Origin of the sequence: Acinetobacter sp. YH12151 (assembly GCF_013418355.1) — a bacterium.
GTDB classification, from domain to species: Bacteria; Pseudomonadota; Gammaproteobacteria; order Pseudomonadales; family Moraxellaceae; genus Acinetobacter; species Acinetobacter pseudolwoffii.
On record NZ_VPCG01000006.1, the window covers coordinates 53,283 to 76,412 of the forward strand.

21 protein-coding genes and 1 pseudogene are annotated in these 23,130 nt (G+C 45.3%); 10 read left to right on the forward strand and 12 right to left on the reverse strand.

What is annotated here, in order from left to right; genetic code table 11:
* The first annotated feature begins 38 nt into the window (after positions 1-38).
* The 4 genes from cysK to FTU82_RS03565 all read left to right on the forward strand — a co-directional run bounded on the left by cysK (position 39) and on the right by FTU82_RS03565 (position 4,603).
* On the forward strand, positions 39-1,037 hold the full coding sequence (gene cysK / locus FTU82_RS03550; protein ID WP_180085369.1) for a cysteine synthase A: 999 nt from the start codon (positions 39-41) through the stop codon (positions 1,035-1,037).
* Between the two features lie 186 nt (positions 1,038-1,223).
* Positions 1,224-3,923 carry a heavy metal translocating P-type ATPase gene (locus FTU82_RS03555; protein WP_180085371.1) on the forward strand — a complete coding sequence of 900 codons (2,700 nt, stop codon included), beginning with the start codon at positions 1,224-1,226 and terminating at the stop codon, positions 3,921-3,923.
* On the forward strand, positions 3,920-4,330 hold the full coding sequence (gene cueR, locus FTU82_RS03560; protein ID WP_005246196.1) for a Cu(I)-responsive transcriptional regulator: 411 nt from the start codon (positions 3,920-3,922) through the stop codon (positions 4,328-4,330). Before FTU82_RS03555 ends, cueR begins: the two co-directional genes overlap by 4 nt.
* Before the next feature lie 78 nt (positions 4,331-4,408).
* Positions 4,409-4,603 (forward strand): heavy-metal-associated domain-containing protein, encoded by a 195-nt coding sequence (locus tag FTU82_RS03565; protein ID WP_005100179.1) that lies wholly within the window; start codon positions 4,409-4,411, stop codon positions 4,601-4,603.
* A 94-nt stretch (positions 4,604-4,697) separates the two neighbouring features.
* On the opposite strand, the gene FTU82_RS03570 is transcribed toward FTU82_RS03565, so the two are convergent.
* Entirely contained in the window at positions 4,698-5,303 is a 606-nt protein-coding gene (locus tag FTU82_RS03570) for a TetR/AcrR family transcriptional regulator (RefSeq protein WP_004280405.1), read from the reverse strand.
* A 499-nt stretch (positions 5,304-5,802) separates the two neighbouring features.
* Between FTU82_RS03570 and FTU82_RS03575 the strand changes: the two genes are divergently transcribed.
* From FTU82_RS03575 to FTU82_RS03585, 3 genes and pseudogenes are all read left to right on the forward strand, one after another.
* Positions 5,803-7,584 (forward strand): acyl-CoA dehydrogenase C-terminal domain-containing protein, encoded by a 1,782-nt coding sequence (locus FTU82_RS03575; RefSeq protein WP_180085373.1) that lies wholly within the window; start codon positions 5,803-5,805, stop codon positions 7,582-7,584.
* A gap of 83 nt (positions 7,585-7,667) precedes the next feature.
* Positions 7,668-8,837 (forward strand): thiolase family protein, encoded by a 1,170-nt coding sequence (locus FTU82_RS03580; protein WP_180085374.1) that lies wholly within the window; start codon positions 7,668-7,670, stop codon positions 8,835-8,837.
* 117 nt (positions 8,838-8,954) lie between these two features.
* Positions 8,955-10,450 (forward strand): annotated as a pseudogene (locus FTU82_RS03585) (succinate CoA transferase).
* 88 nt (positions 10,451-10,538) lie between these two features.
* Here the strand turns inward: FTU82_RS03585 and FTU82_RS03590 are convergent.
* Positions 10,539-11,615 (reverse strand): putative zinc-binding metallopeptidase, encoded by a 1,077-nt coding sequence (locus FTU82_RS03590; protein WP_180085376.1) that lies wholly within the window; start codon positions 11,613-11,615, stop codon positions 10,539-10,541.
* A 246-nt stretch (positions 11,616-11,861) separates the two neighbouring features.
* Here FTU82_RS03590 and FTU82_RS16385 point away from each other — a divergent pair, with 246 nt between their 5' ends.
* From FTU82_RS16385 to FTU82_RS03605, 3 genes are all read left to right on the forward strand, one after another.
* Positions 11,862-12,026, forward strand: a complete 165-nt coding sequence (locus tag FTU82_RS16385) for a hypothetical protein (RefSeq protein WP_005096973.1) — start codon at positions 11,862-11,864, stop codon at positions 12,024-12,026.
* On the forward strand, positions 12,019-12,309 hold the full coding sequence (locus tag FTU82_RS16390; protein WP_005096971.1) for a GNAT family N-acetyltransferase: 291 nt from the start codon (positions 12,019-12,021) through the stop codon (positions 12,307-12,309). Before FTU82_RS16385 ends, FTU82_RS16390 begins: the two co-directional genes overlap by 8 nt.
* A 116-nt stretch (positions 12,310-12,425) precedes the next feature.
* Entirely contained in the window at positions 12,426-13,313 is an 888-nt protein-coding gene (locus FTU82_RS03605) for a DMT family transporter (protein ID WP_100328590.1), read from the forward strand.
* A 69-nt stretch (positions 13,314-13,382) separates the two neighbouring features.
* On the opposite strand, the gene pcaD is transcribed toward FTU82_RS03605, so the two are convergent.
* The 10 genes from pcaD to catA form a co-directional block, all read right to left on the reverse strand.
* Positions 13,383-14,162, reverse strand: a complete 780-nt coding sequence (gene pcaD / locus FTU82_RS03610) for a 3-oxoadipate enol-lactonase (protein ID WP_180085378.1) — start codon at positions 14,160-14,162, stop codon at positions 13,383-13,385.
* A 63-nt stretch (positions 14,163-14,225) separates the two neighbouring features.
* Complete coding sequence (gene pcaF / locus FTU82_RS03615; protein WP_180085380.1) at positions 14,226-15,431, reverse strand: 3-oxoadipyl-CoA thiolase; 1,206 nt, start codon at positions 15,429-15,431, stop codon at positions 14,226-14,228.
* A 126-nt stretch (positions 15,432-15,557) separates the two neighbouring features.
* Positions 15,558-16,211, reverse strand: coding sequence for a 3-oxoacid CoA-transferase subunit B (locus FTU82_RS03620; protein WP_159515746.1), 654 nt, complete (start codon positions 16,209-16,211; stop codon positions 15,558-15,560).
* Positions 16,212-16,230: 19 nt separating this feature from the next.
* On the reverse strand, positions 16,231-16,902 hold the full coding sequence (locus FTU82_RS03625) for a 3-oxoacid CoA-transferase subunit A (RefSeq protein ID WP_005096964.1): 672 nt from the start codon (positions 16,900-16,902) through the stop codon (positions 16,231-16,233).
* A gap of 43 nt (positions 16,903-16,945) precedes the next feature.
* Positions 16,946-18,160: a benzoate/H(+) symporter BenE gene (gene benE / locus FTU82_RS03630; protein ID WP_180085382.1), complete on the reverse strand. Its 1,215-nt coding sequence runs from the start codon at positions 18,158-18,160 to the stop codon at positions 16,946-16,948.
* Between the two features lie 60 nt (positions 18,161-18,220).
* Entirely contained in the window at positions 18,221-19,006 is a 786-nt protein-coding gene (benD, locus tag FTU82_RS03635; RefSeq protein ID WP_074382751.1) for a benzoate diol dehydrogenase BenD, read from the reverse strand.
* Between the two features lie 24 nt (positions 19,007-19,030).
* Positions 19,031-20,047, reverse strand: a complete 1,017-nt coding sequence (gene benC / locus FTU82_RS03640; RefSeq protein ID WP_180085384.1) for a benzoate 1,2-dioxygenase electron transfer component BenC — start codon at positions 20,045-20,047, stop codon at positions 19,031-19,033.
* Positions 20,048-20,137: 90 nt separating this feature from the next.
* A complete protein-coding gene (gene benB, locus FTU82_RS03645; protein WP_100328595.1) occupies positions 20,138-20,629 on the reverse strand; it encodes a benzoate 1,2-dioxygenase small subunit in 492 nt (163 codons plus the stop codon).
* The gene (gene benA, locus FTU82_RS03650) at positions 20,626-22,014 is read right to left on the reverse strand and encodes a benzoate 1,2-dioxygenase large subunit (protein WP_180039897.1); all 1,389 of its coding nucleotides are present in this window, start codon (positions 22,012-22,014) and stop codon (positions 20,626-20,628) included. The genes benB and benA overlap by 4 nt, the downstream gene beginning before the upstream one ends.
* A 74-nt stretch (positions 22,015-22,088) precedes the next feature.
* Positions 22,089-23,009 (reverse strand): catechol 1,2-dioxygenase, encoded by a 921-nt coding sequence (gene catA / locus FTU82_RS03655; protein ID WP_005170822.1) that lies wholly within the window; start codon positions 23,007-23,009, stop codon positions 22,089-22,091.
* Positions 23,010-23,130: the final 121 nt, after the last annotated feature.

Below are 23,130 nucleotides of genomic sequence, written 5' to 3' on the forward strand. Positions count from 1 at the left end.
TTTAAGCGACTTGAACCAATAACATCAGGGATATCATCATGAGTACAGATTCAGCTTTTCCAACACCGAATAATTTAGGTATAGCGGTGTATAGTAATAATGCAGACGCGATTGGAAATACACCGCTTGTTCGTATTAATCGTGTGATTTCCGGTCCAGCCACTGTACTTGCGAAAATTGAAAGCCGTAATCCGGCATTTTCAGTCAAGTGCCGTATTGGTGCAGCATTGATTAATGATGCTGAAAAATCTGGCAAGCTCAAACCCGGTATGCATATTGTCGAGCCGACTAGTGGCAATACCGGTATTGCATTGGCTTTTGTTGCGGCAGCCAAAGGTTATGACATTACTTTGACCATGCCTTCAAGCATGAGTATTGAACGCCGTAAGGTGGTGAAAGCATTAGGTGCCAATCTGGTACTAACTGATCCGGCCAAAGGCATGAAGGGCGCGATTGAAGAAGCACAACGTCTAGTCAATGAAAATCCTGAACTGTACTACCTGCCACAACAGTTTGAAAATCCGGCCAATCCTAAAATTCATGAAGAAACCACAGGTCCAGAAATCTGGGAAGCGACTGCGGGAAATGTCGATATTCTGGTGGCAGGTGTCGGAACGGGTGGAACCATTACCGGTATTTCACGCTACTTTGAAAAGGTAAAAAATAAGCCTTTATATTCAGTGGCGGTGGAACCTGCTGAGTCTGCAATTATTGGTCAGGCTAAACGCGGTGAAGACATTACACCTGGACCACATAAAATTCAGGGGATTGGTGCCAACTTCATTCCGGGCAATCTGGACCTAGACCTCGTTGATGAAGTGATTGCCATTAATAGTGCAGATGCAGTCGAGTGGGCGCGTAAAACGGCAGCTCAGGAAGGTATCCTGGTTGGCATTTCAAGTGGCGCGGCTATGGCAGCAGCAGCCCAATTGGCGGCTCGCCCTGAAAATGCTGGTAAAAATATTGTGGTGATTTTGCCAGACGGTGGTGAACGTTACCTGTCTTCGATCTTATTTGAAGATATTTCTGCCGAATAACATTGATGCATTTTATATTTTAAATACTGGCATACAAGCCCGAAGTCATCTTCGGGCTTTTTTATTGGGTGACTTTAAATCGCAGCAGACAGCTGCATTATTTTTAAAATAGTCAGATGAAAGACTTGACCTTACCATGATGGGAATGTTTAAGCTATAACATCAACAATGAGTTGAGGCATGGAGATGGGTATGGCAGAACAAGATAGCAACCGCTTATATGAGCAGCAGGTGCAGATTGGCGGTATGACCTGTACCTCCTGTGTCGCTCGCGTGGAAAAAGCCTTGAAAAAAATTGAAGGCGTGGTCGAGGCGTCTGTCAATCTATCGACTGAAAAAGCTTTTATTAAAAGCCAGCAGCCGATTGCTGCCGCTGCGCTGGTTCAAGCAATTGAAAAATCCGGTTTCGATGTACCGACGCAACAGTTTGATTTGAACATTGAAGACATGACCTGTGCATCCTGTGTGGCTCGCGTAGAAAAAGCCCTAAAAAAAGTGGAGGGCGTGCTGGATGCACAAGTGAATCTGGCCACTGAAAAGGCGCATGTGAGTGCGATCAATTCTGTGCCATTGTCCAAGCTGACTCAAGCCCTGCAAAAAGCCGGTTTTGATATTCAGAGCGATCGCATTGAACTGGCTATTGAAGGCATGACTTGCGCTTCATGTGTGGCACGTGTGGAAAAAGCTTTAATGAAAGTAGAAAGTGTCAGCGAAGCACAGGTCAATCTGGCCACCGAAACTGCCTGGGTGAAAGCCTCGCATGCCCAGATTCCGGCCTTGATTGCTGAGGTGGAGAAAGCCGGTTATCAGGCCACCATAAAATCTGGTAGGGATATGTCGACAGATAGCCATGATGCTTTTCAGGAAAAGAAAGCCAATGAAACGGCACAACTGAAACGAGATTTATGGCTTGCAGTCATTCTGACAGCGCCTGTATTTATTCTGGAAATGGGCTCGCATCTGATTCCGGCATTTCATCATTTTATTGCCCATACGCTGGGAACCCAGAACAGCTGGTATCTGCAGTTTGTGCTGACCACTTTGGTGCTGATTATTCCGGGGCGGCGTTTTTATCAGCATGGTATTCCAGCTTTATTGCGTCTGGCACCAGATATGAACTCGCTGGTGGCTGTTGGAACCATTGCAGCTTACGGATTTTCCTGTATTGCGACCTTTTTTCCGCAGTTGTTACCCCAGTCCACCGTACATGTGTACTTTGAAGCGGCCGCCGTTATTGTCGCGCTGATTTTACTGGGGCGTTATCTGGAAGCCAAAGCCAAAGGTAAAACCTCAGAAGCGATTCAGTATCTGGTCGGCTTGCAACCGAAAACGGCACGGGTACAACAGAATGATCACTGGGTTGATCTGGCAATTGCAGATGTGCAACAAGGGATGCTGATTGAAATCCGTCCAGGTGAAAAAGTTGCTGTCGATGGTGAAGTGGTTGCCGGACAAAGTTATATTGATGAAGCGATGATTAGCGGTGAGCCTTTACCTGTGGCCAAGCAGGTTGGCGATCAGGTGGTCGGCGGTACGGTAAACCAGAACGGAACCTTGCAAATCAAGGCTACTGCGGTCGGTCAGGATTCGGTACTGGCGCAGATTATTCAAATGGTAGAACAGGCGCAAGGCTCAAAATTGCCGATTCAGGCCGTGGTTGATAAAGTTACTTTATGGTTTGTGCCGGCTGTTATGGCGCTAGCGGCCTTGACCTTTATAGTATGGTTCCTGTTTGGGCCTGAGCCGAATCTGACCTATGCATTGGTCAACGCCGTGGCGGTGCTGATTATTGCCTGTCCATGTGCGATGGGACTGGCGACTCCTACTTCAATTATGGTCGGAACTGGACGTGCAGCAGAACTGGGCGTGCTGTTTCGTAAGGGCGAAGCATTGCAGTTATTGCAGCAAACCAAAGTCGTCGCCCTAGATAAAACTGGAACCTTGACTGAAGGAAAACCGCTTCTGACCGACTTTGAAGTTACGGCAGATTTTAATCAGCAGGAGGTATTGCAGCTCGTCGCTTCAGTGGAGGCTAAATCTGAACATCCGATTGCCCACGCCATCGTCCACGCTGCTCGTGAGCAAGAGCTGGAACTTTTGGAAGTGACGGACTTTGATTCGATCACTGGTGCAGGGGTAAAAGCACAGGTGTCCGGTCAGCAGCTGCATATCGGTGCGGAACGTTTGATGCAGGATTTGGGTCTAAATGTCGATCTGTTTAGAACCACTGCACAAAAGCTCGGTGATCAGGGTCGTAGTCCTTTATATGTAGCGATTAATCAAAAGCTGGCTGCGATTATTGCTGTCGCTGACCCGATTAAACCGACTACTTATAGCGCGATTCAGGCCTTACATGACCAAGGCCTCAAAGTAGCGATGATTACGGGTGATAATCAGCATACCGCACAGGCGATCGCCAAACAGTTGAAAATCGATCAGGTGATTGCCGAAGTCTTGCCGCATGAAAAAGTCGATGCAGTACGTCAACTCCAGCAGCAATACGGCGTGCTCACTTTTGTCGGGGATGGAATCAATGATGCACCTGCATTGGCACAGGCCGATGTCGGTATGGCGATTGGTACCGGCACTGATGTCGCGATTGAAGCAGCCGATGTGGTGTTGATGTCAGGCAATTTACAGCATGTGGCGACAGGCATCGGCTTGAGTCAGGCCACTATGCGCAATATCAAACAGAATCTGTTTTGGGCCTTTGTCTATAATATTGCCTTAATTCCGATTGCCGCAGGTGTGCTGTATCCGTTTTGGGGCATTCTGTTATCGCCAATGTTTGCCGCAGGCGCGATGGCACTATCCTCCGTGTTCGTCGTCAGCAATGCCTTGAGATTAAAAGCCTATCAACCGGTGCAGTTTAAGGAGTCAGTATGATGAATATTGGTCAGGCCGCAAAACGGTCCGGCATCTCTGCGAAAATGATTCGTTATTATGAAGACATTGGTTTGTTGCCGGCTCCGAAACGTAGTGATACAGGTTATCGGGTTTATAGTGACGCGGACATTAAAACCTTAAGTTTTATCCAGCATGCACGTGAACTGGGCTTTTCTTCAGAGCAGATGAAAGAATTACTCGGCCTGTGGCTGAACAGCTCACGCCAAAGTAGTGAGGTCAAACAGTTGGCACAAAAACATATCCAGTTTTTACAACAGAAAATTGCCGATATGCAGCATATGCTATTAATTTTACAGCAATCGGTTGAGCAGTGTGCCGGCAATGAACAGTCCGATTGCCAGATTTTAAAACAGATTGAACAGGGTATCATTCCTGAGCAGCACTGACCTGATCTTCAATTAAATTTAGGTTAAATATAGTCTGCTGAATCCTATAAACTTTAAACCGATCCTATGGAGCTAAACATGAAATTCCGTATTGAAAACATGACCTGTGGTGGCTGCGCGCGCAGTGTTACTGCGACGATTAAAGATCTGGATGAAAATGCTACTGTGAATATTGATGTGGCGACTAAGCTGGTTGAAGTTGAATCGACAGTCAGTGAGTCTGAGATTGTTGCAGCTTTAACCGAAGATGGTTTCCCGCCTGTGGCAGCCTGATCGTTGTCGTGTTAGATCACTCTTAATGATCATATGAAATCATACAGCCAAATAAAAAATGCCTGATCGAATCAGGCATTTTTTATTTTAGTGATTATACCGATGAGATTTTATCTGGCGTCATCAGCGCCTGATTAATATACAGCTTAATCAGACGTTCACGTGACCCAATCGCTTTTTGGTAATTGGTCGAATTTAATAACAGCGAAGCGCCATAGGTGACTGTCCAGATATAAGACAAATAATCCCGAATCGACATGGCACTTTCTAAAGCCACCAGATAATCATGGGTGATGTCTTTAATCCGGATAATCCGTTCTTCACGAATACGATAAAGCTCCTGAAATAATTCTTTCAGATTTTTTTCGTTATTGGTTAAACGCTCTTCAATGACATGCAACAGGATGGTTCGGTTTGAATTGAGCATGTGATAGAGCATATATTGTGAAACATAATTTTTAATATCGTTATTATGCTTTTTTGATATTTCTAGAATTCTTTTTTCATTCAGAATAATCAGTTCTAAATATAACTGGTTCTTGCTTTTAAAATGTTTGTAGATGGTTCCTTTTGCGATGTCCAGTTCACTGGCCAGCTCACTCAGGGTAATGTCCTGATTATTATCCAGTAGCAGGCTTTCCGCCATGCTCAGGATCTTCTCTTTACGAAGAAGGAAGTTCTGCTGTCTTACAGTCGTCATCTTCTTGGTCCATACTTTTCGAAAAAGAACCTTTAAAGAATATGCAATTTTGCACGCGATGGCTATAAAACTAAGGTCGTGATATTTATCTCATTTTGTATATTTATGCAGCAACTGCTGACAAATAAAAATAGCGATGCTGAGCAGCCAGAAATATTGTCAAGAAAACTGAACCCTAGAGATCAACTTTGCTAAATAAAATTCCATTTTCAGTATAATTATTTTATTGTTTCAGCGCACGAAGCTAAATCCTTTGACTGTTTTAAGCCCATATTCATCAAGGTTTAGTGCGGAAAGCAGATCAATATTAAGCTGGTAGATTCAGTCACTTATACTGAACATAAAGACGTGATTTTCAATGCAACTTTATGAATCTAGATATAGATTTAATACTGCAGGAATTGGATATCTCGATTTTAAAATCGCCTGCCTGGATTCTAATGAAAATTAGAAAATATTTGGCAACAGGATTGAGTATCACCCTTTAAGGAATTTAAAAATGCCGATTTATAATGCGCCTCTAAAAGACATGGAATTTATTTTAAATGATGTATTCCAAGCTGAACAATTTTGGCAAGGTAATGAAAATCTTGCACATTTAGATATGGCGACGGCAAATGCAATTCTGGAAGAGATGGCCAAATTTTCCAAGAATGTCATTCTTGACCTGAATCGTCCTGCTGATGAAGAAGGTGGTGCTCAGTTTAACAATGGTGTGGTGACGACACCCAAAGGTTTTAAAGAAGCTTTCAGACAGTTTGCCGAAGGTGGCTGGGTCGGTCTGGGTGCTCCTGAAGAATGGGGCGGGCAAAACATGCCGAAGATGCTCACGGTTCTGGCGGATGAAATGATCTGGAGCACCAATCCATCTTTTATGCTTTATCCACTACTCACTGTGGGTGCAGGTATGGCCATCAATGACCGCGCCTCACAGGAACAGAAAGAAACTTATTTACCAAAATTCTATACGGGTGAATGGTCGGGCACCATGTGTCTGACTGAACCACATTCCGGCACAGATCTTGGCATTATCAAGACCAAAGCTGAACCGAATGAAGATGGTTCATATAATATTACCGGTACCAAAATTTTTATTACCAGCGGCGAGCATGATCTGAGTGAAAATATCATTCATCTGGTGCTGGCAAAAACTCCGAATGCACCAGCAGGTTCACGTGGTATTTCATTATTTATTGTGCCGAAATTCCTGGTCAATGCAGATGGATCACTGGGTGAGCGTAATGCAGTATCTGCCGGTTCAATCGAACATAAAATGGGAATTAAAGGCTCGGCGACCTGCGTCATGAACTTTGACGGCGCCAAGGGCTATATGGTTGGCAATGAAAATGAAGGTCTGGCCGGCATGTTCGTGATGATGAACTACGAACGTTTGTCTATGGGAATTCAGGGCATTGGTGCAGCAGAATTTGCCTACCAGAATGCGGCACAATATGCGACGGACCGTTTACAGGGCCGTGCATCAACTGGTGCAAAATCTCCAGAAAAACCAGCCGATTCAATTCTAGTCCATGGCGATGTACGCCGTATGCTGCTCAATGTACGTGCTAACAATGAAGCTTCACGTGCGTTTGCGGTGTATGTAGGTCAACAACTGGATATTACCAAATACTCAACCGACCCTGAAGCGGTGCGTAAAGCGACTGACCGTGTGGCGCTGTTAACGCCAATCGCCAAAGCTTATTTGACCGACAAGGCACTGGATTCTGCACTGGAAGCGCAAATGTGCTTCGGTGGTCATGGTTATATCCGTGAATGGGGCATGGAACAGTGTATTCGTGACCTGCGTATTTCACAGATTTATGAAGGCACCAATGGCGTGCAGGCGATTGACCTGATTGGGCGTAAAACCACCAAATGTAATGGGGCTTATATCGCGGAATATATTGCTGAAATCCGTGAATTTGCCCAAAATTTACATGATTCATTGACGATTAAAACGGCGACATTAGAAGCCTGCCAGCAACTTGAAGATATCACCAAATTCATCGTCGAGCAGTCTAAGCTGAACCCTGATTTTGCTAATTCGATTGCTGTCGATTATTTACATGCGGTTGGGCTGCTCAGCTTTGTCTATATGTATGCGCGGATTAGCAAAGCCGCCGCAGCCAAAGACGATAGTTACTTCCAGAACAAACTGGTACTGGCCAACTACTATGTTGCCAAAGTACTTCCGGATTTGAGTGCACGAATCCAGCGTATTCAGGCCGGTGCGGAACTGGTCATGCAATTGCCTGAAGCATATTTTACCGCACAGGCTTAACCCGCAATGATTGCGAAGGACCAGCCCTACAGTGCTTTGGCTATGTAGGGTTGATAACAATGATGAAAAAGGATGAAACTAAAATGATCGTAATTGTAGATGCAGTACGTACCGCGATGGGCGGTTTTCAAGGTTCATTGTCAAGCTGTACCGCGCCAGATTTGGGTGCTGTGGCAATTAAAGAAGTAGTGGCACGTGCAGGTCTGTCGGCCAATGATATTGATGAAGTGATTATGGGCTGCGTTCTTCCTGCTGGTTTAAAACAGGGTCCGGCACGTCAGGCCATGCGTCAGGCGGGTCTACCGGATTCCACGGGGGCGACCACGATTAATAAAATTTGTGGTTCTGGTATGAAAGCCGTGATGCAGGCAGCAGATGCGATCAAAGCCGGTTCAGCAGAGATTGTGGTGGCTGGCGGTATGGAGTCGATGTCGAACGCACCATATTTGATGGACAAGGCACGTGCCGGATTCCGTATGGGACATGGCAAAGTCACGGATCACATGTTCCAGGAAGGTCTGGAAGATGCAGAAACAGGTCTGTCGATGGGAATTCTGGCACAGGAAATGGCAGATAAAAAAGGCTATACACGCGAACAGCAGGACGATTATGCCATTGGCTCATTAAACAAAGCGGTGACGGCTGTTCAGCAAGGCTTCTTTAAAGATGAAATCGTAGCAGTCACTGTCAGTAACCGTAAAGGCGATGTAGTGGTTGAGCAGGATGAACAACCTTTAAATGCCAAAACAGACAAAATTCCAAGCTTGCGTCCAGCCTTCAAAAAAGACGGAACCATTACCGCAGCAAATGCCAGTTCAATTTCAGACGGTGCTTCAGCACTGGTGGTCACCTCTAGTGAAATTGCTGCACAGCGTAACTTAAAACCGCTGGCTAATATTCTGGCCTATGCCAGCCATTCGCAGCATCCTTCAGAATTCACCATTGCACCTGTCGGTGCGATTGAAAAAGTGCTGAAAAAAACCGGTTGGGATGCCGCCGATGTGGACCTTTGGGAAATCAATGAGGCTTTTGCCATGGTGACGATGCTAGCCATTGATGGCTTTGAACTGGATACTGCAAAAGTCAACATCAACGGTGGCGCATGTGCGCTCGGTCATCCACTGGGGTCTTCTGGTTCCCGTATTATTGTGACCTTGATTCATGCCTTAAAACGTACTGGTGGCAAGAAAGGTATTGCCGCACTGTGTATCGGTGGCGGTGAAGCAACTGCGATTGCAGTGGAACTGGTTTAAGTCCAGCCAAAATTCAATGCTCGAATTAGCAAAATTAATTATTGATTGATTTAGACGCTAATGCTCTTGGTTCACCAGGAGCAGACGCCTCTTTATTTTATATTTTTGAGATTTTTTATGAACGGTTTAGAGCGCATTCGTTTGCTCCCATTACAAGATAAAGTCGTATCTGTCGAAAAAGCACTACAACTGATTCAAGATGGCGATGTAGTTGGTTTAAGTGGTTTTGGGGGGCAGGTGAAGCGAAAACTGTGCCTTTGGCCTTGGCTGAATATGCACAGAAGTATCCAATTCATATTACCTTGGCGACAGGCGCAAGTCTGGGGAACCGGATTGATGGAAAACTCAATGAAGCACATGTCATAACCCGCCGTTATCCTTATCAGGCAGATCCTTCTTTACGTAAAGCGATTAATGCCGGTGAAGTGATGTATGTCGATCAGCATCTCTCTGAACTGGCCGATAATATCCGTCATAAAAACTTGCCAGCGATTAATGTGGCTGTAATTGCTGCAACTGCGATTACTGAAGACGGTCAGATTATTCCGACAGGCTCTTGCGGAAATTCTGCAAATTTCATCGAAATGGCAGATCGGGTCATTATTGAAATTAATATGACGATTAATCCCGTACTAGAAGGTGTTCACGATATCTATGTACCTCAAGCGCGCCCAAACCGCGAGCCAATTCCTCTGACTCAAGCCAGTGACAAAATTGGAACAATCGGGATTCATGTTGCACCTGAAAAAATTTCTGCGATTGTCATCAATGAGATTCCAGACACTTCCTTTGGCATGGACGAACCGGATCAAGAAACGCTGGCGATTGCCAGTCACCTGATTCATTTCTTTGAACAGGAAGTGGCAGCAGGGCGTTTACCTGAAAATCTGGGGCCGCTGCAATCCGGTGTGGGCTCCGTGGCCAATGCGGTCTTTGCCGGCTTCGAACATTCCAATTTCAATAATCTGGAAATGTATTCTGAAGTCTTGCAGGATTGCACTTTCCAGCTTATCGATTCAGGCAAGATGACCTTTGCTTCAGGTTGCTCCATGACCCTGACCGATGACTGTGCCGCACGAGTGATGAACAATTTTGATCGATACAAAGATAAAATTGTCTTGCGTCCACAGGAACTTTCCAATAATCCTGAACTGATTCGCCGTCTTGGGATTATTGCGATTAATACAGCACTTGAGTTTGATATTTACGGAAATGTGAATTCAACCCATGTTACTGGAACCAAGATGATGAACGGCATTGGAGGCTCGGGAGATTTTACCCGTCATGCGCATATTGCCATCTTTGTGACCAAATCCTATGCCAAAGGTGGTGCGATTTCTTCAGTCGTTCCCCTAGTCAGCCATACCGACCATACCGATCATGACGTTGATATTCTGGTGACTGAGCAAGGTTTAGCAGATCTGCGCGGTTTGGCACCGCGTGAACGTGCCCGCAAGATTATCGATATCTGTGCTCATCCAGATTACCGCGAAAGTTTAAATCATTATTTTGAGCGTGCCTGTGCGCGTGGTGGTCAGACACCGCATTTGTTGAATGAAGCTTTGTCTTGGCATGCCCAATTTGAAGAAACCGGTTCAATGAAAACCGCTTAATACGTTTAATCGCATTGATCATCAAATAAAGCCCGTCGTATACGGGCTTTATTCATTTTATTACATTCAGTTTTTTGTCGTTTAGAGATCATTTGGATGATTTAAAAACTTTTTCCAGTACATGCCGATGTATAAATCGAAGCTTGTCTTCTACCGCTTCGGTCAGCTTGAATGGGTAGGCATCTTCCAGACCCATACAACGGTTCAAGGCATTTAAATTAAAGGTTAAGGTAACCCAGTTTGCAAGAATATGTTCAACATCCTGTCCGCCAATTGGACATTCTTTAAAATCCATGCTGGCCAGATAGCCACCATTGCCAATAACGCGGATTCCAGCATAGTAAGCAGTTTCCAGTGTTTCCATCATATGCAGATAATGCGCCCAGGTTTCTGCCCAGTCTTCCCAAGGATGTGCGGTGGCATAAGCACTAATATAGTTTTCCTGCCAGTTGATCGGGGCGCCGTCATTATAATAAGTTTGCAGCGCCTCACTGTAATTTTGCCGCTCATCACCAAAATAGTGACGAAACTCTTCAATCAGTTCCGGATGTAAGTGTTGCATCAGTGCAAAATAGTAATGTCCGCTTTCATGGCGAAAATGGCCCAATAAAGTCCGGTAATTTTCTCCCATATTCACGCGCGTTGTTTCACGATACACCACATCCGCCTCAATCGCATTTAAGGTAATCACACCATTGGCATGACCAATCAAAACCGGCTGATCATCTTCAGGCAGTAAAAAATCAAAACGCAGGCCAAATGGATCATCTTCAGATTTTTTGGGGCGTGGCATCATGTTCATACGCTGCGCCAAATAAAGGAAGCGGCGTTTGGCCTCTTCCAGTCGAAACCAGTAAATCAGGTTCTCTGAATTTTCCAGATCAGGAATCACATGAGTGAGTTGACAGGACTCACAAAAATCTTCATCTTCATTACTGGGAATCATCCAGTTACATACCTGATAGTGCGTATAGTTATGACAGGGTTTATAACTGGCATGCTGATAACTTTTGGAGACTGGAATCCATTGATCAGCACTCTGCTTTTTAAATGCGCACAATTCTTTTTCCGAAGCGACATAGCCGATTGGTGACATACAATGATCACAGACTGATTTGTAAAAAAATAGCTGTTGCTGGCAGACGGCGCATTCAAAATGTTTCATCTAAACTCCCTGTAGGGAAGCAAACTGTCTAGAATGCCTACCTAAATTTCATCCTATTGTAATAACATCATAAAAATTTTAATAAAAACTCTATATGGCTGAATTGTAAATGGAGGATGCTTGGCATTATATTGTGAGCTAAATAACTCGTTATTTTTAAATAGAAAAAGATTGCTTAGAGAAATACAAATTGACAGATGATCTGTTTTTGCAACAAAGCCAGGTTAAGGTGAAATTTAAAATAATATGAACATTAGAAAAGCTACTGTTCAGGATACATCTGCTATCGTAGAAGTCATTGCACCATTTGTAGAGGCTGTCACTACGGCAGAAGAGGGACGCTTACGTTTTAAAGCTGAAGTAATTCAAACCATTTTTGAACGGCCAGATAATTTATTATTATGTGGCTGAAATTGACCGCAGAATAGTCGGTGTGGTGGCTTATATAGCACCTGTACATTTCATGCATTTTTTCTTGAATAAGGCTTATCAAGGTCAAGGTTACGGTCGCCAAATGTGGCGCTTTTTAGAAAAACATATTCGTAGCCAAGGTCATCAATCTATTACTGTAAAATCCAGTTTATATGCTTTGGATATTTATAAACGCTTCGGTTTTGTTGAAATGGGCGAATACACTGAGGAAAATGGCATTCGTTTTATTCCCATGCGAAAAGACTATTTAGCTGAAATTTAAACTATCTAAAAACAATCCAAACTTTCCGCTATTCACCTTCACTCCATTTTTAATTAGTCATGCCTTTTACTTAGGCATAGAATTGGTTCACTTTTGTTATATATGCAAATCATTTTATGGCAATCAGTTGGATCTTTTTCACCTTAATGGCTGCATTTATGCAGGCATGGCGCAATGCATTTCAAAAACAGCTGAGCACTACGGTCGATGTTTGGGGGGTCACGCTGGCACGGTTTATCTTTGCCTTACCTTTTGCCATGGTCTATCTATACAGCCTGTATCACTTCAAGCCCGTTGAAAATATTATCCATTTTACTCCCAGGTTTTGGGTCTATATTGTGATTGCCGGTTCGAGCCAGATTTTAGCAACTGCATTGATGGTGAAGCTGTTTCAACAAAAAAATTATGCGATTGGGGTCGGTTTGGCTAAAAGTGAAGCCATTCTTGCCGCCGTCATTGGTGTCGTGTTTTTAGCCGATCATTTATCGGTACTGGCCTGGATCGGTGTGGTACTCGGTGCTTATGCTGTATTCCTGCTGAGTAAAGGCCAGCAGATCAGTGGATTTTCTGCCCAGACCTTAGCGATTGGAATCGGCAGCGGCTTAAGTTTTGCGATTACCTCACTCTTGGTCAGGGAGGCGAGTCTGGAGCTAAGCACATTGCCAACTGTCCATCGTGCTGCATGGGTACTGCTGATGGTCATCAGTTTTCAATGCATCAGTATGCTGATCTATCTGAGTCTATTTAGCCGCCAGACTTTAGTGGCCATGTGGCAACGCTTGAGATTAACCTTTAAAGTCAGCGTGTGCAGCTTTATGGCATCGCTGGGCTGGTTTACTGCCATGAGCATGATGAGTGTGCCCATTGTCAAAACACTAGGTCAAATCGAGATTTTATTTAGTATGCTGATTTCTGCATATTTCTTTAAGGAGAAACTGGCACGTGCCGAACATTGGGGGTTGGGCTTGGTGGTGATCGCTGCGATTTTGGTCATTTGGGCTTAATGCTGACTCCATCTTGATAAAAAAAAGCCACTGATGATGATCAGTGGCTTTTTTCTTTTTTTGAGCAGTTTAAGCTGCAATAAATGCCTGAACTGCCTGATTGAACGCTTCAGGTTGCTCGACATTGGAAATATGCGATGCATTGATTTCAAACAGTTGGCTATTGGCAATGCTGGCTTGCATCGACTGACCATCAGCAACAGTCGTTACAGGATCTTGCTGACCTGCCACAATCAATACAGGAACTGAAATTGTCTTTAACTGTTCACGTAAATCCGCTTTAGCCAAAGCTTCACAGCAACTCGCATAACCTTCCGGGCTGCCAGCTCCAAGGTCGTTTGAAAGTTCTGCAACAATTGCTGCGTTGCTTTGAATAAAGGGTTCGGTAAACCAGCGTGATGCTGCGGTCGATGCAATCGGTGCCAAGCCTTGCTCACGCACCAGTGCAGCACGTTCCAGCCAGGCCTGTTCCTGACCGATTTTGGCTGCCGTATTACACACAATCACTTGGTTAAAGCGTTCTGGGCGGTTAATTGCCAGCCATTGGCCAGTCAGACCACCCATGGAAATGCCACAGAAAGCAGCTTTCTGGATATTTAAATGATCCAGTAGATTCACTACATCTTGACCCAGTTGATCCAGGGTATATGGCCCTTGTGGTGCGCTCGAGCCACCGTGACCACGGGTGTCATAACACACCACGAAATAATCTTTCTGGAAAAAGTCAATTTGTGGCTGCCACATGCTGAATTTGGTGCCCAATGAATTGGAGAACACAATTGCAGGTTTAGAGGCATCCCCAAAAGTCTGGTAATTAATTTGTGCATCGTTAGATGTAAATGTTGGCATTAAAATCCCTCCCGACCTCCCTTTAAAAAAGGGAGGGGAAATTTTCATTAAGTGATATTGCTTTTAGACGCGTTCGATAATCAAAGCAATACCTTGACCGACACCAATACACATTGAACAGAGTGCATATTGACCGCCAGTTTGTTCCAGCTGGTTCAAGGCAGTGGTCACCAGACGTGCACCAGAGGCGCCGAGTGGATGACCCAATGCAATTGCGCCACCGTTCGGATTGACTTTTTCCGAGCCGTCTTCAATGCCTAGATCACGGGTACATGCCAACGCTTGAGCAGCAAAGGCTTCATTCAACTCGATCACATCCATCTGCTCTAAAGTCAGACCGGTTTGCGCCAATAGTTTCTTGATGGCAGGTGCTGGACCAAAGCCCATGATGCGTGGTTCAACACCAACGACGGTTGAACCAATAATTTTGGCACGTGGTTTTAAACCGTGCTGAGCAACCGCTTCATCAGATGCAATCAGTAGGGCAGCCGCACCATCGTTAATTCCTGAAGCATTACCCGCCGTTACCGTACCATCTGCTTTCACCACAGGCTTCAGTTTTGCCAGAGCTTCTGCAGTTGTAGATGCACGTGGATGTTCATCAGTATCGACAACGATCGGCTCGCCTTTACGCTGCGGAATCACTACAGGAATAATTTCATTGGCAAAGAAACCATTGGCCTGTGCTGCTGCGGTACGTTGCTGGCTGGTCAGGGCAAACTTGTCCTGGTCTTCACGGTTGATGTTGAACTGTTCCGCCAGATTTTCAGCAGTTTGTGGCATGGTTTCCACGCCGTACATTTCTTTCAGTTTCGGGTTAATGAAACGCCAGCCCATGGTGGTATCTTCGATTTTCTGACTACGGCCATAGGCGGTTTCTGATTTGCCCATGACAAAGGGTGCACGAGACATTGACTCGACACCACCGGCAATAATCAGATGGGCTTCACCCGCTTTAATCGCACGCGCAGCCATGGAGATAGTATCTAGCGATGAACCACATAGGCGGTTGACTGTAGTTGCAGGCACTTGATAAGGCACACCTGCAAGCAGCGCTGACATGCGGCCAACGTTACGGTTATCTTCACCGGCCTGGTTGGCACAGCCATAGATCACATCATCGACCTGTTCCCAGTTCACCGATGGATTACGTTCTATTAAGGCCTTGATTGGAAGTGCACCGAGATCATCAGTACGAACAGGAGCGAGGCCACCGGCATAACGGCCGAATGGGGTACGGATGGCATCGATAATATATGCGTTTTTCATGTTTTTACTTTCCAAATCTTTGAATCCCTCCCAACCTCCCTTTACTAAAGGGAGGCGTTTTTCCCGGAATTTAAAGGGTGAAAGTCCCTCCTTTAATAAAGGAGGGATTTAGGGAGGATTTATGAATTAGTTTTGAGTCGCATCAATCAGCTTGGCGCCAGTCAATGACTGCAATTCTTCGAATGACAGACCTTCGACTTTCTCAATCACTTTCATGCCTTCGCTGGTGATATCAATCACACACAGGTCGGTATAGATACGATCCACACATTTCAAACCAGTCGCCGGATAAGACAGTTCAGCCACAATTTTTGGCTCGCCTTTCTTCGTGACGTGATCGGTGGTGATGAAAACTTTCTTGGCACCCACAGCCAAATCCATTGCACCGCCCACAGCCGGAATCGCATCCGGTGCGCCAGTATGCCAGTTGGCCAGATCACCATTTTCAGCAATCTGGAAGGCACCCAATACCGCGATGTCTAAATGACCGCCACGCATCATCGCGAAGGAATCACCATGATGGAAGAATGAACCCCCTTCCAGTAAGGTTACGAATTCTTTACCAGCATTGATCAGCTCTGGATCACGGTCTTCTTCAGCAGGAGGAGGACCAAAAGCCAACAGGCCATTTTCAGAATGCAGGAATACATCTTTATCTGAAGGCAGGTAGCTGGAAATTTTGGTTGGCAAGCCGATGCCCAGGTTGACATAAGCACCATCAGGAATGTCTTGTGCCACACGTTCAGCGATCTGGTCACGGGTCAGTTTGCTATAGCTCATTATTTATCTCCGATGCCAATTATTGTGCAGGTTTAACTTGAACAACGTGTTGAACAAAAATTCCAGGGGTAATGATGTGCTCTGGATCCAGTGCACCGAGTTCCACGACTTCAGACACCTGAGCAATGGTGATATCTGCGGCCATCGCCATGATCGGGCCAAAGTTACGGGCAGATTTGCGATATACCAGATTGCCCCAGCGGTCGCCTTTAGAGGCTTTGATCAAAGCAAAATCTGCTTTAATTGGATTTTCTAAAACGAAGTCTTTGCCTTCGTAATTTAAAGTCGGTTTGCCTTCAGCCAGCAAGGTACCAAAACCGGTAGGCGTGTAGATTGGACCTAAGCCCATACCTGCGGCCTGAATACGGCAAGCCAGATTACCTTGCGGCACCAGTTCCAGTTCGATCTTACCTGCACGGTAAAGTTCATCGAATACCCAGGAATCCGACTGACGCGGGAAAGAGCAAATGATTTTACGTACAGCCCCGGCTTTCAGCAGTTTCGCCAAACCGTAGTCGCCATTGCCGGCATTATTATTGACGATAATTAAGTCTTTGATACCCAATTCGATCAGACCATCAATCAGTTCAGCAGGCTGACCCGCTGTACCGAAACCACCAATCATGATGGTTGAACCATCTTTGATCTGGGAGAGTGCTTCTTTCAATGATAATGAACTTTTATCTATCATAATCTGGTCCTTTCATATCCTAAACTTATGGATGTCTTTAAACTCATTTTGAATCTGATGCTGCAAGCGAAACAGCGTTACGGTCTTTTTGTGACAATACGAAGTGCGCCACCAAACCAATACAAATCCCCCAAAAGACTGAGCTCAGTCCAAGGAACTGCATACCAGATGCAGTCGCCAAAAAGGTGATCAATGCTGCATCACGTTGTGATTCTTTGCCCATTGCAACGGAAATATTGGTGGCAATTGCACCGAGCAATGCCAGTCCTGCCAAAGCCGCAATGAGTTCTTTGGGCATCAGGCTAAACAGCATGACAATGCTGCCGGCAAATAAGCCGCCTAAAATATAAAAAAGCCCATTGGCCACGCCGGCGATATAACGCTTTTCTTTCAGTTCATGGGCATCTTTACCCAAACATAAAGCAGCCGTGATTGAGGCCAGTACAATGGTAATGCCGCCTACACAGGCCACCGCAAGCGAAGCAATACTGGTCACACTAATAATAGGTTTGGCCGGCATGTCATAACCGCTGAGCTTGATAATACTCATGCCTGGTAAAAACTGGCCAGAAAGACTGACTAAAATCAGCGGTAGTGCCAGATTCAAGGTAGAGTTCCAGGTCCATTCCGGGGCAATAAATTGTGGAATCGCCAAGCTAAAATCAGCGGTTACCGGGTTAATTTTGCCCAGTAACAGACTTAAAACCACACCTGCCACTAATACCCAAACCATGGCATAGCGTGGGCTGAAACGCTTGGCCAGTAAAAATACTGCCAGCATGCCAAACACAATGTAGGGCATGGTATCGGTTGCCGTAAACAGACCTAAACCAAACTGCAATAAAATCCCGGCCATCATTCCGGCAGCCACTTCCTGAGGAATCCAGGACAGCAATTTGTCGAAATAACCGGTGATCCCAATGAAAAAAATCACCACGGCAGAGGTGATATAGGCAGCAACCGCTTCATTGAGCGAAATATCAGGAAAAAGCGTGACTAATAAAGCCGTTCCGGGTGCAGACCAGGCAGTCACCACCGGTATTTTGTATTTAATCGATAAGAAAATACCGGCAAGTGCAGCACCAATAGAAATTCCCCAAATCCATGAAATCATCATGTCTGGGGAAACTTGGGCTTGTTGAGCAGCCTGGAAAAAAATGATTAGTGGGCCTGAATAGGAAATCAGTACTGCTAAAAATCCTGCAACAGTTGCTGAAATTGACCAATCATTTTTTAATGTCTGAAACAGGGTGTTCATTGGTGATGTGCCTCCTTGCGTCAAACCATGATCCTGTTAAAAAAAAGTCATGATCAGGATTTAGCCCTGATCACCACCACCGACCGGTACGACGGTACCAGTCATATACGATGATTCATCCGAAGCCAGGAATACAATGGCATTCACCTGTTCCTGAATCGTACCGTAGCGACCCATAAAAGTACGGTCAATGGTCTGATCAACCACTTGCTGCATCCAGTCTTTTTCTGATTCAGTCAGCGGATTGGCATTGCGTGGCACTTTACGCGGTGGTGCTTCAGTACCGCCAGTTGCAATCGCATTGACACGAATTCCATCTTTGGCATGTTCAAAGGCGAGGGAAGCGGTCAAACCGTTCACACCACCTTTAGATGCTGAATATGGAACACGGTTAATACCACGTGTGGCAATAGAAGATACGTTTACAATTGTACCTTTCTGATTTTTAATCATTTCTGGAAGAACTGCACGGCAGCACCACAGCGTTGGGAACAGTGAGCGGTTCACCTCCTTGATAATTTCCTCTTCAGAAAATTCTTCAAAAGGTTTCATCCAAATCGCGCCGCCAACATTGTTGATCAGGACATCGACACGGCCATAAGTTTGCAGCGCTTTGGCGACAACAGATTCTGCGCCGGCAAAGGTTTCCAGATTGGCTTTGACAGTAATCGCATCACCGCCAGTGGCTTCAATTTCAGCCAGAACTTCCTCTACAAAAGGGGAAAGATCCGCCATGACGACTTGTGCGCCTTCGTTTGCCACTTGCAGCGCCACACCGCGCCCGATGCCTTGGGCAGCACCGGTCACGATCACGACTTTATTTTCAAATCTTTTTGAACGGTTCATTCTATTCTCCGGTTCAGTCTGAACTTAGTTTGCAGAGAATTTTTCAAACAGGAAGTTTGCAGGTTTAACGCCTTCAGCATCTAACCAGCCGCGAACTGCTTCAACCATTGGCACAGGACCACACAGATAAATATCCACATCACCCGCATTTAGCCATTCTTTTTCGATATGACCGGTCACATAGCCTTTACGCTCATGATTAGATTCTGGATTCGCAATCACAGTACGGTATTCGAACCAAGGGAATTTATCCTGCAGCTCATTTAGTTTTTCAATCGCCACCAGGTCAAAATCATTGGTCACACCAAACACCAGACGCACTGGATGTTCTGAACCTTTTTCTTCTAAGACTTGCAGCATCGACATAAACGGCGCGATCCCTGTACCACCAGCCAGCATCAATACTGGACGGGTCACAGGACGCAGGTAGAAGCTACCAAATGGGCCAGTAAAGGTCATTTTGTCGCCAGCTTGGGCATTGGCGCTCAAGAATTCACTCATTTTACCATTTGGCACGTTACGTACCACGAAACCGGTTAAACGATTACCTGGTTTTGAACTGAATGAATAAGAACGGGTTTCAGTCGTGCCCGGAATGCCGACATTGACATATTGACCGGCAAGGAAGTGAATGTCCGGTTGACCTTCGTCTAACTGAATGTCAAAAGTAATGGTCGAGTCAGATAAGTTCTCTACACGTGCCAAAGTACCCTGGAACGCGTGAATTTCAGTTTTACAAACTTCTGATGAGGCTTGAATCTGGAAAACTGCGTCTGAAGTCGGTTTACACTGACAGGCCAGAATATAGCCTTCTGCAGCTTCTTCAGGTGTTAATGCATCTTCAATATAAGTTTCTTCAGGCATGTCAAACGAACCTGATTCACAAAACGCACGACACGTTCCACAAGCACCATCACGGCAGTCCAAAGGAATATTGATCTTTTGACGGTAAGCTGCGTCTGACAGGGTTTCTCCGTCAGAAACAGAAATAAAACGTGTAACGCCATCTTCAAATTGAAGTGCAACATTGTGGTTTGACATGGCTGAATATCCTATATAAATCTTTGTAACTGAGCCTTTCAGTCAATTTTCCATCTGACTGAAAGGCTTAACCTGGCTGTATGAACAGTCTTAGAGGTGATAAATATCGATGACCTGGTTGATGTAATCGTTTTTCAGTACCACGTATTTGCTTAAAATTTGTGGTTTATCGCCTGAAAAGTCGATTTCATAACGTGACATACCGAAGTAGCTGTAGCTGTTTTTGTAACGGAAACTCAAAGTGTTCCAGTTAAAACGTACAGTCACTTTGTCACCCTCACGTTCTACAATTTCAATATTGCTGAGGTTATGGCAGGTACGTGTGTCCGGCATGGTTGCAGACGAACGTTCAGTCTTGATCCGGAACACGCGGTCTTCTAAACCTTGACGATCTGGATAGTAAATCAACGAGATTTCAGACTGCGGATCTGTGGTCAGTTTGTCATCATCATCCCAAGCTGGCATCCAGAAAGACGCAGTAGGGGCATAACAAGTTAACCAGTCATCCCATTGTTCATCATCTAAAAAGCGGGCTTCTTGATACAGGAACTGAGCAATATTTTCTAAAGTGATGTCGCTCATGCGTTTTCTCCTTCAGTCGATGCTGCAATTTCTTTCTCAGTCGCAATACCTTTTTTGATCAATTCTAACCAGTACTGGTGCTGAGACAGGTATAGACCTTCATCTTCAGTTTTAATACCAGACAGTTTTGGTTTTAAACCGATTTCATTGGCAGCATCATCAGGACCTTGAATCCAGTGTTTAGAACCACGGCACATATCGTTCCATTCCAGCGCGATACCGGCATAACCTGCCTGACAAGCACGGAATTCTTCAAGATCGTCTGGTGTCGCCATACCTGAAGCGTTAAAGAAATCTTCATACTGACGGATACGACGGGTACGTGCTTCAGGCTCTTCGCCTACAGGTGCGATACAGTAGATCGTCACTTCAGTTTTATCGACAGAAATCGGGCGCAGGACACGGATTTGTGAACCGAACTGATCCATGAAGTAAACGTTTGGATAGATACACAGGTTACGTGAACGTTCGATCATCCACTTCGCCATGGCTTCGCCATATTGCTCGGTGTATTCATCTTTCTTGGCAAAGTTAGGACGGTCTTCTGGGTTGGCCCATTGCGTCCAAAGTAGCATGTGACCATGTTCAAAGCCGTAAGAACCACCGCCTTGTTTGCCCCATGAACCTGCGCTCATGGCACGGATATTGTCACCCGCTTCTTTTTCTTTACGTTGCTGGGTCGTGGCAGCATAGTTCCAGTGTACAGCAGACACGTGATAACCATCGGCACCGTTTTCAGCAGTCAACTTCCAGTTGCCTTCATAAGTATAAGTTGAAGAACCACGTAATACTTCCAGACCTTGCTCAGACTGACCCACGATCATGTCAATGATTTTGGTTGCTTCACCCAGGTATTCTTCCAGAGAAGGAACATCCGGATTCAAGCTGCCGAACAGGAAACCTTTATAGTTTTCAAAACGGGCAACCTTTTTCAGGTCATGTGAGCCGTCTTTGTTAAAGCAGTCTGAATAACCCGCTTCAGCCGGATCTTTAACTTTTAATAACTTACCTGAGTTATTGAACGTCCAGCCATGGAATGGGCAAGTATAAGTTGCTTTATTGCCTTTCTTGTTACGGCACAATTGTGCACCGCGATGCGAACAGGCATTGATCATGGCATTCAGTTCACCTTGACGGTTACGTGCAATGATGATCGGCTGACGACCCATATAAGTAGTATAGAAGTCGTTATTGTTTGGAATCTGGCTTTCATGTGCTAGATAAACCCAGTTGCCTTCAAAGATGTATTTCATCTCAAGGTCAAACAGGGCCTGGTCTGTAAATACTGAACGGTGTAGTTTAAATTCACCAGATTCATAATCATCAACCAGTAATTCGTCAATGCGGTCTAAATGGCTGGTGTTAATTACGGGAATACGAGGCATGTCCTTTCTCCGACTTTCCAAGGGGGAAGTCAGCGGGATATATCTTTGAAACATACCCCGCTTCTATAGTTGTATTAAGCGCTAGCGCGGCGACGATCAACTTCAGTCGTTGGTGCAGCAGCTTGTTCTTTGACAAGTTCAATATCGAACTGGATGTGTTTGAAAGGACCTTTTAAGCCACGTTTTGCAATTTCAGCTTCATCAGTCACATCCACCGCAGTTGCCACCAGGCCTTCACGGGTTGCGAATGCAAAGTCATCCCACAGGTACTGGTCGCCTTCGATGTTGAATTGAGTGGTCAGCTTGCGGTAGCCCGGTGCAGATACGAAGTAATGCACATGCGATGGACGGTTACCGTGACGGCCTAATTTGTCCAGTACAAACTGAGTTGTACCTTCTGGAGGGCAGCCATAACCGACCGGCATTGTTGTGAGTGCAACGTATTTGCCGTCTTGGTCACTGAAGATAGAGCGACGTAAGTTGAAATCAGACTGTGACTTATCAAAGAATGAATAGTTCCCTAGGCTGTTGGCATGCCAAATTTCAACTTTAGCGCCTTCGATGATATTGCCTTCAGTATCCGTCACTGTCCCTTCAATGATCAACGTTGGGATTTTGTCTGATTCAGAACCATCATCCATACGTGCAAAGCCAACTGACTCTGGTGCACCTGAGACATAAAGTGGGCCTTCAATGGTACGTGGTGTACCACCGCTAATTCCTGCTTTTGCATCTGCTTCATCAGCACGTAGGTCCAAGTAATGCTCTAGACCCAAACCTGCAGCCAATAGACCTAGCTCGTTTGCTTGGCCTGCATCAGTAAAGTATTCAAGACCTTTCCACAATTCAGTTTGTGAAATATCAAGATCTTCGATCGCCTGGAAAAGATCACCGAGTAAACGTACAGTAATTTGCTGTACACGCTCATCTACAGGACCTGTCGCAGTGTCGACATTCATTTGTTTTACTAATGCATCAATTTCTTGGCGATTCATACTATTACTCCTCAGTATATCTACATTCTTTTATGTGGCGCGCTGTTTAGCTTGCTCTGGCTGGCTAAATCTTGCTGGCCACAATCCTTGTTTGGTTACCCTCTGGTCTTGCTGTGGGAAG

Excerpts from the sequence above, each read along its gene's own strand:
- FTU82_RS03590 (WP_180085376.1), bottom strand. The coding sequence starts at position 11,615 with ATGAAACATTTTGAATGCGCCGTCTGCCAGCAACAGCTATTTTTTTAC.
- cueR (WP_005246196.1), top strand. The coding sequence starts at position 3,920 with ATGATGAATATTGGTCAGGCCGCAAAACGGTCCGGCATCTCTGCGAAA.
- FTU82_RS03625 (WP_005096964.1), bottom strand. The coding sequence starts at position 16,902 with ATGATAGATAAAAGTTCATTATCATTGAAAGAAGCACTCTCCCAGATC.
- FTU82_RS03605 (WP_100328590.1), top strand. The coding sequence starts at position 12,426 with ATGGCAATCAGTTGGATCTTTTTCACCTTAATGGCTGCATTTATGCAG.
- benE (WP_180085382.1), bottom strand. The coding sequence starts at position 18,160 with ATGAACACCCTGTTTCAGACATTAAAAAATGATTGGTCAATTTCAGCA.
- catA (WP_005170822.1), bottom strand. The coding sequence starts at position 23,009 with ATGAATCGCCAAGAAATTGATGCATTAGTAAAACAAATGAATGTCGAC.
- FTU82_RS03620 (WP_159515746.1), bottom strand. The coding sequence starts at position 16,211 with ATGAGCTATAGCAAACTGACCCGTGACCAGATCGCTGAACGTGTGGCA.
- FTU82_RS03555 (WP_180085371.1), top strand. The coding sequence starts at position 1,224 with ATGGGTATGGCAGAACAAGATAGCAACCGCTTATATGAGCAGCAGGTG.
- benD (WP_074382751.1), bottom strand. The coding sequence starts at position 19,006 with ATGAACCGTTCAAAAAGATTTGAAAATAAAGTCGTGATCGTGACCGGT.
- cysK (WP_180085369.1), top strand. The coding sequence starts at position 39 with ATGAGTACAGATTCAGCTTTTCCAACACCGAATAATTTAGGTATAGCG.
- FTU82_RS03565 (WP_005100179.1), top strand. The coding sequence starts at position 4,409 with ATGAAATTCCGTATTGAAAACATGACCTGTGGTGGCTGCGCGCGCAGT.
- FTU82_RS16385 (WP_005096973.1), top strand. The coding sequence starts at position 11,862 with ATGAACATTAGAAAAGCTACTGTTCAGGATACATCTGCTATCGTAGAA.
- FTU82_RS03575 (WP_180085373.1), top strand. The coding sequence starts at position 5,803 with ATGCCGATTTATAATGCGCCTCTAAAAGACATGGAATTTATTTTAAAT.
- FTU82_RS03570 (WP_004280405.1), bottom strand. The coding sequence starts at position 5,303 with ATGACGACTGTAAGACAGCAGAACTTCCTTCTTCGTAAAGAGAAGATC.
- benA (WP_180039897.1), bottom strand. The coding sequence starts at position 22,014 with ATGCCTCGTATTCCCGTAATTAACACCAGCCATTTAGACCGCATTGAC.
- FTU82_RS03580 (WP_180085374.1), top strand. The coding sequence starts at position 7,668 with ATGATCGTAATTGTAGATGCAGTACGTACCGCGATGGGCGGTTTTCAA.
- benB (WP_100328595.1), bottom strand. The coding sequence starts at position 20,629 with ATGAGCGACATCACTTTAGAAAATATTGCTCAGTTCCTGTATCAAGAA.
- benC (WP_180085384.1), bottom strand. The coding sequence starts at position 20,047 with ATGTCAAACCACAATGTTGCACTTCAATTTGAAGATGGCGTTACACGT.
- pcaF (WP_180085380.1), bottom strand. The coding sequence starts at position 15,431 with ATGAAAAACGCATATATTATCGATGCCATCCGTACCCCATTCGGCCGT.
- pcaD (WP_180085378.1), bottom strand. The coding sequence starts at position 14,162 with ATGCCAACATTTACATCTAACGATGCACAAATTAATTACCAGACTTTT.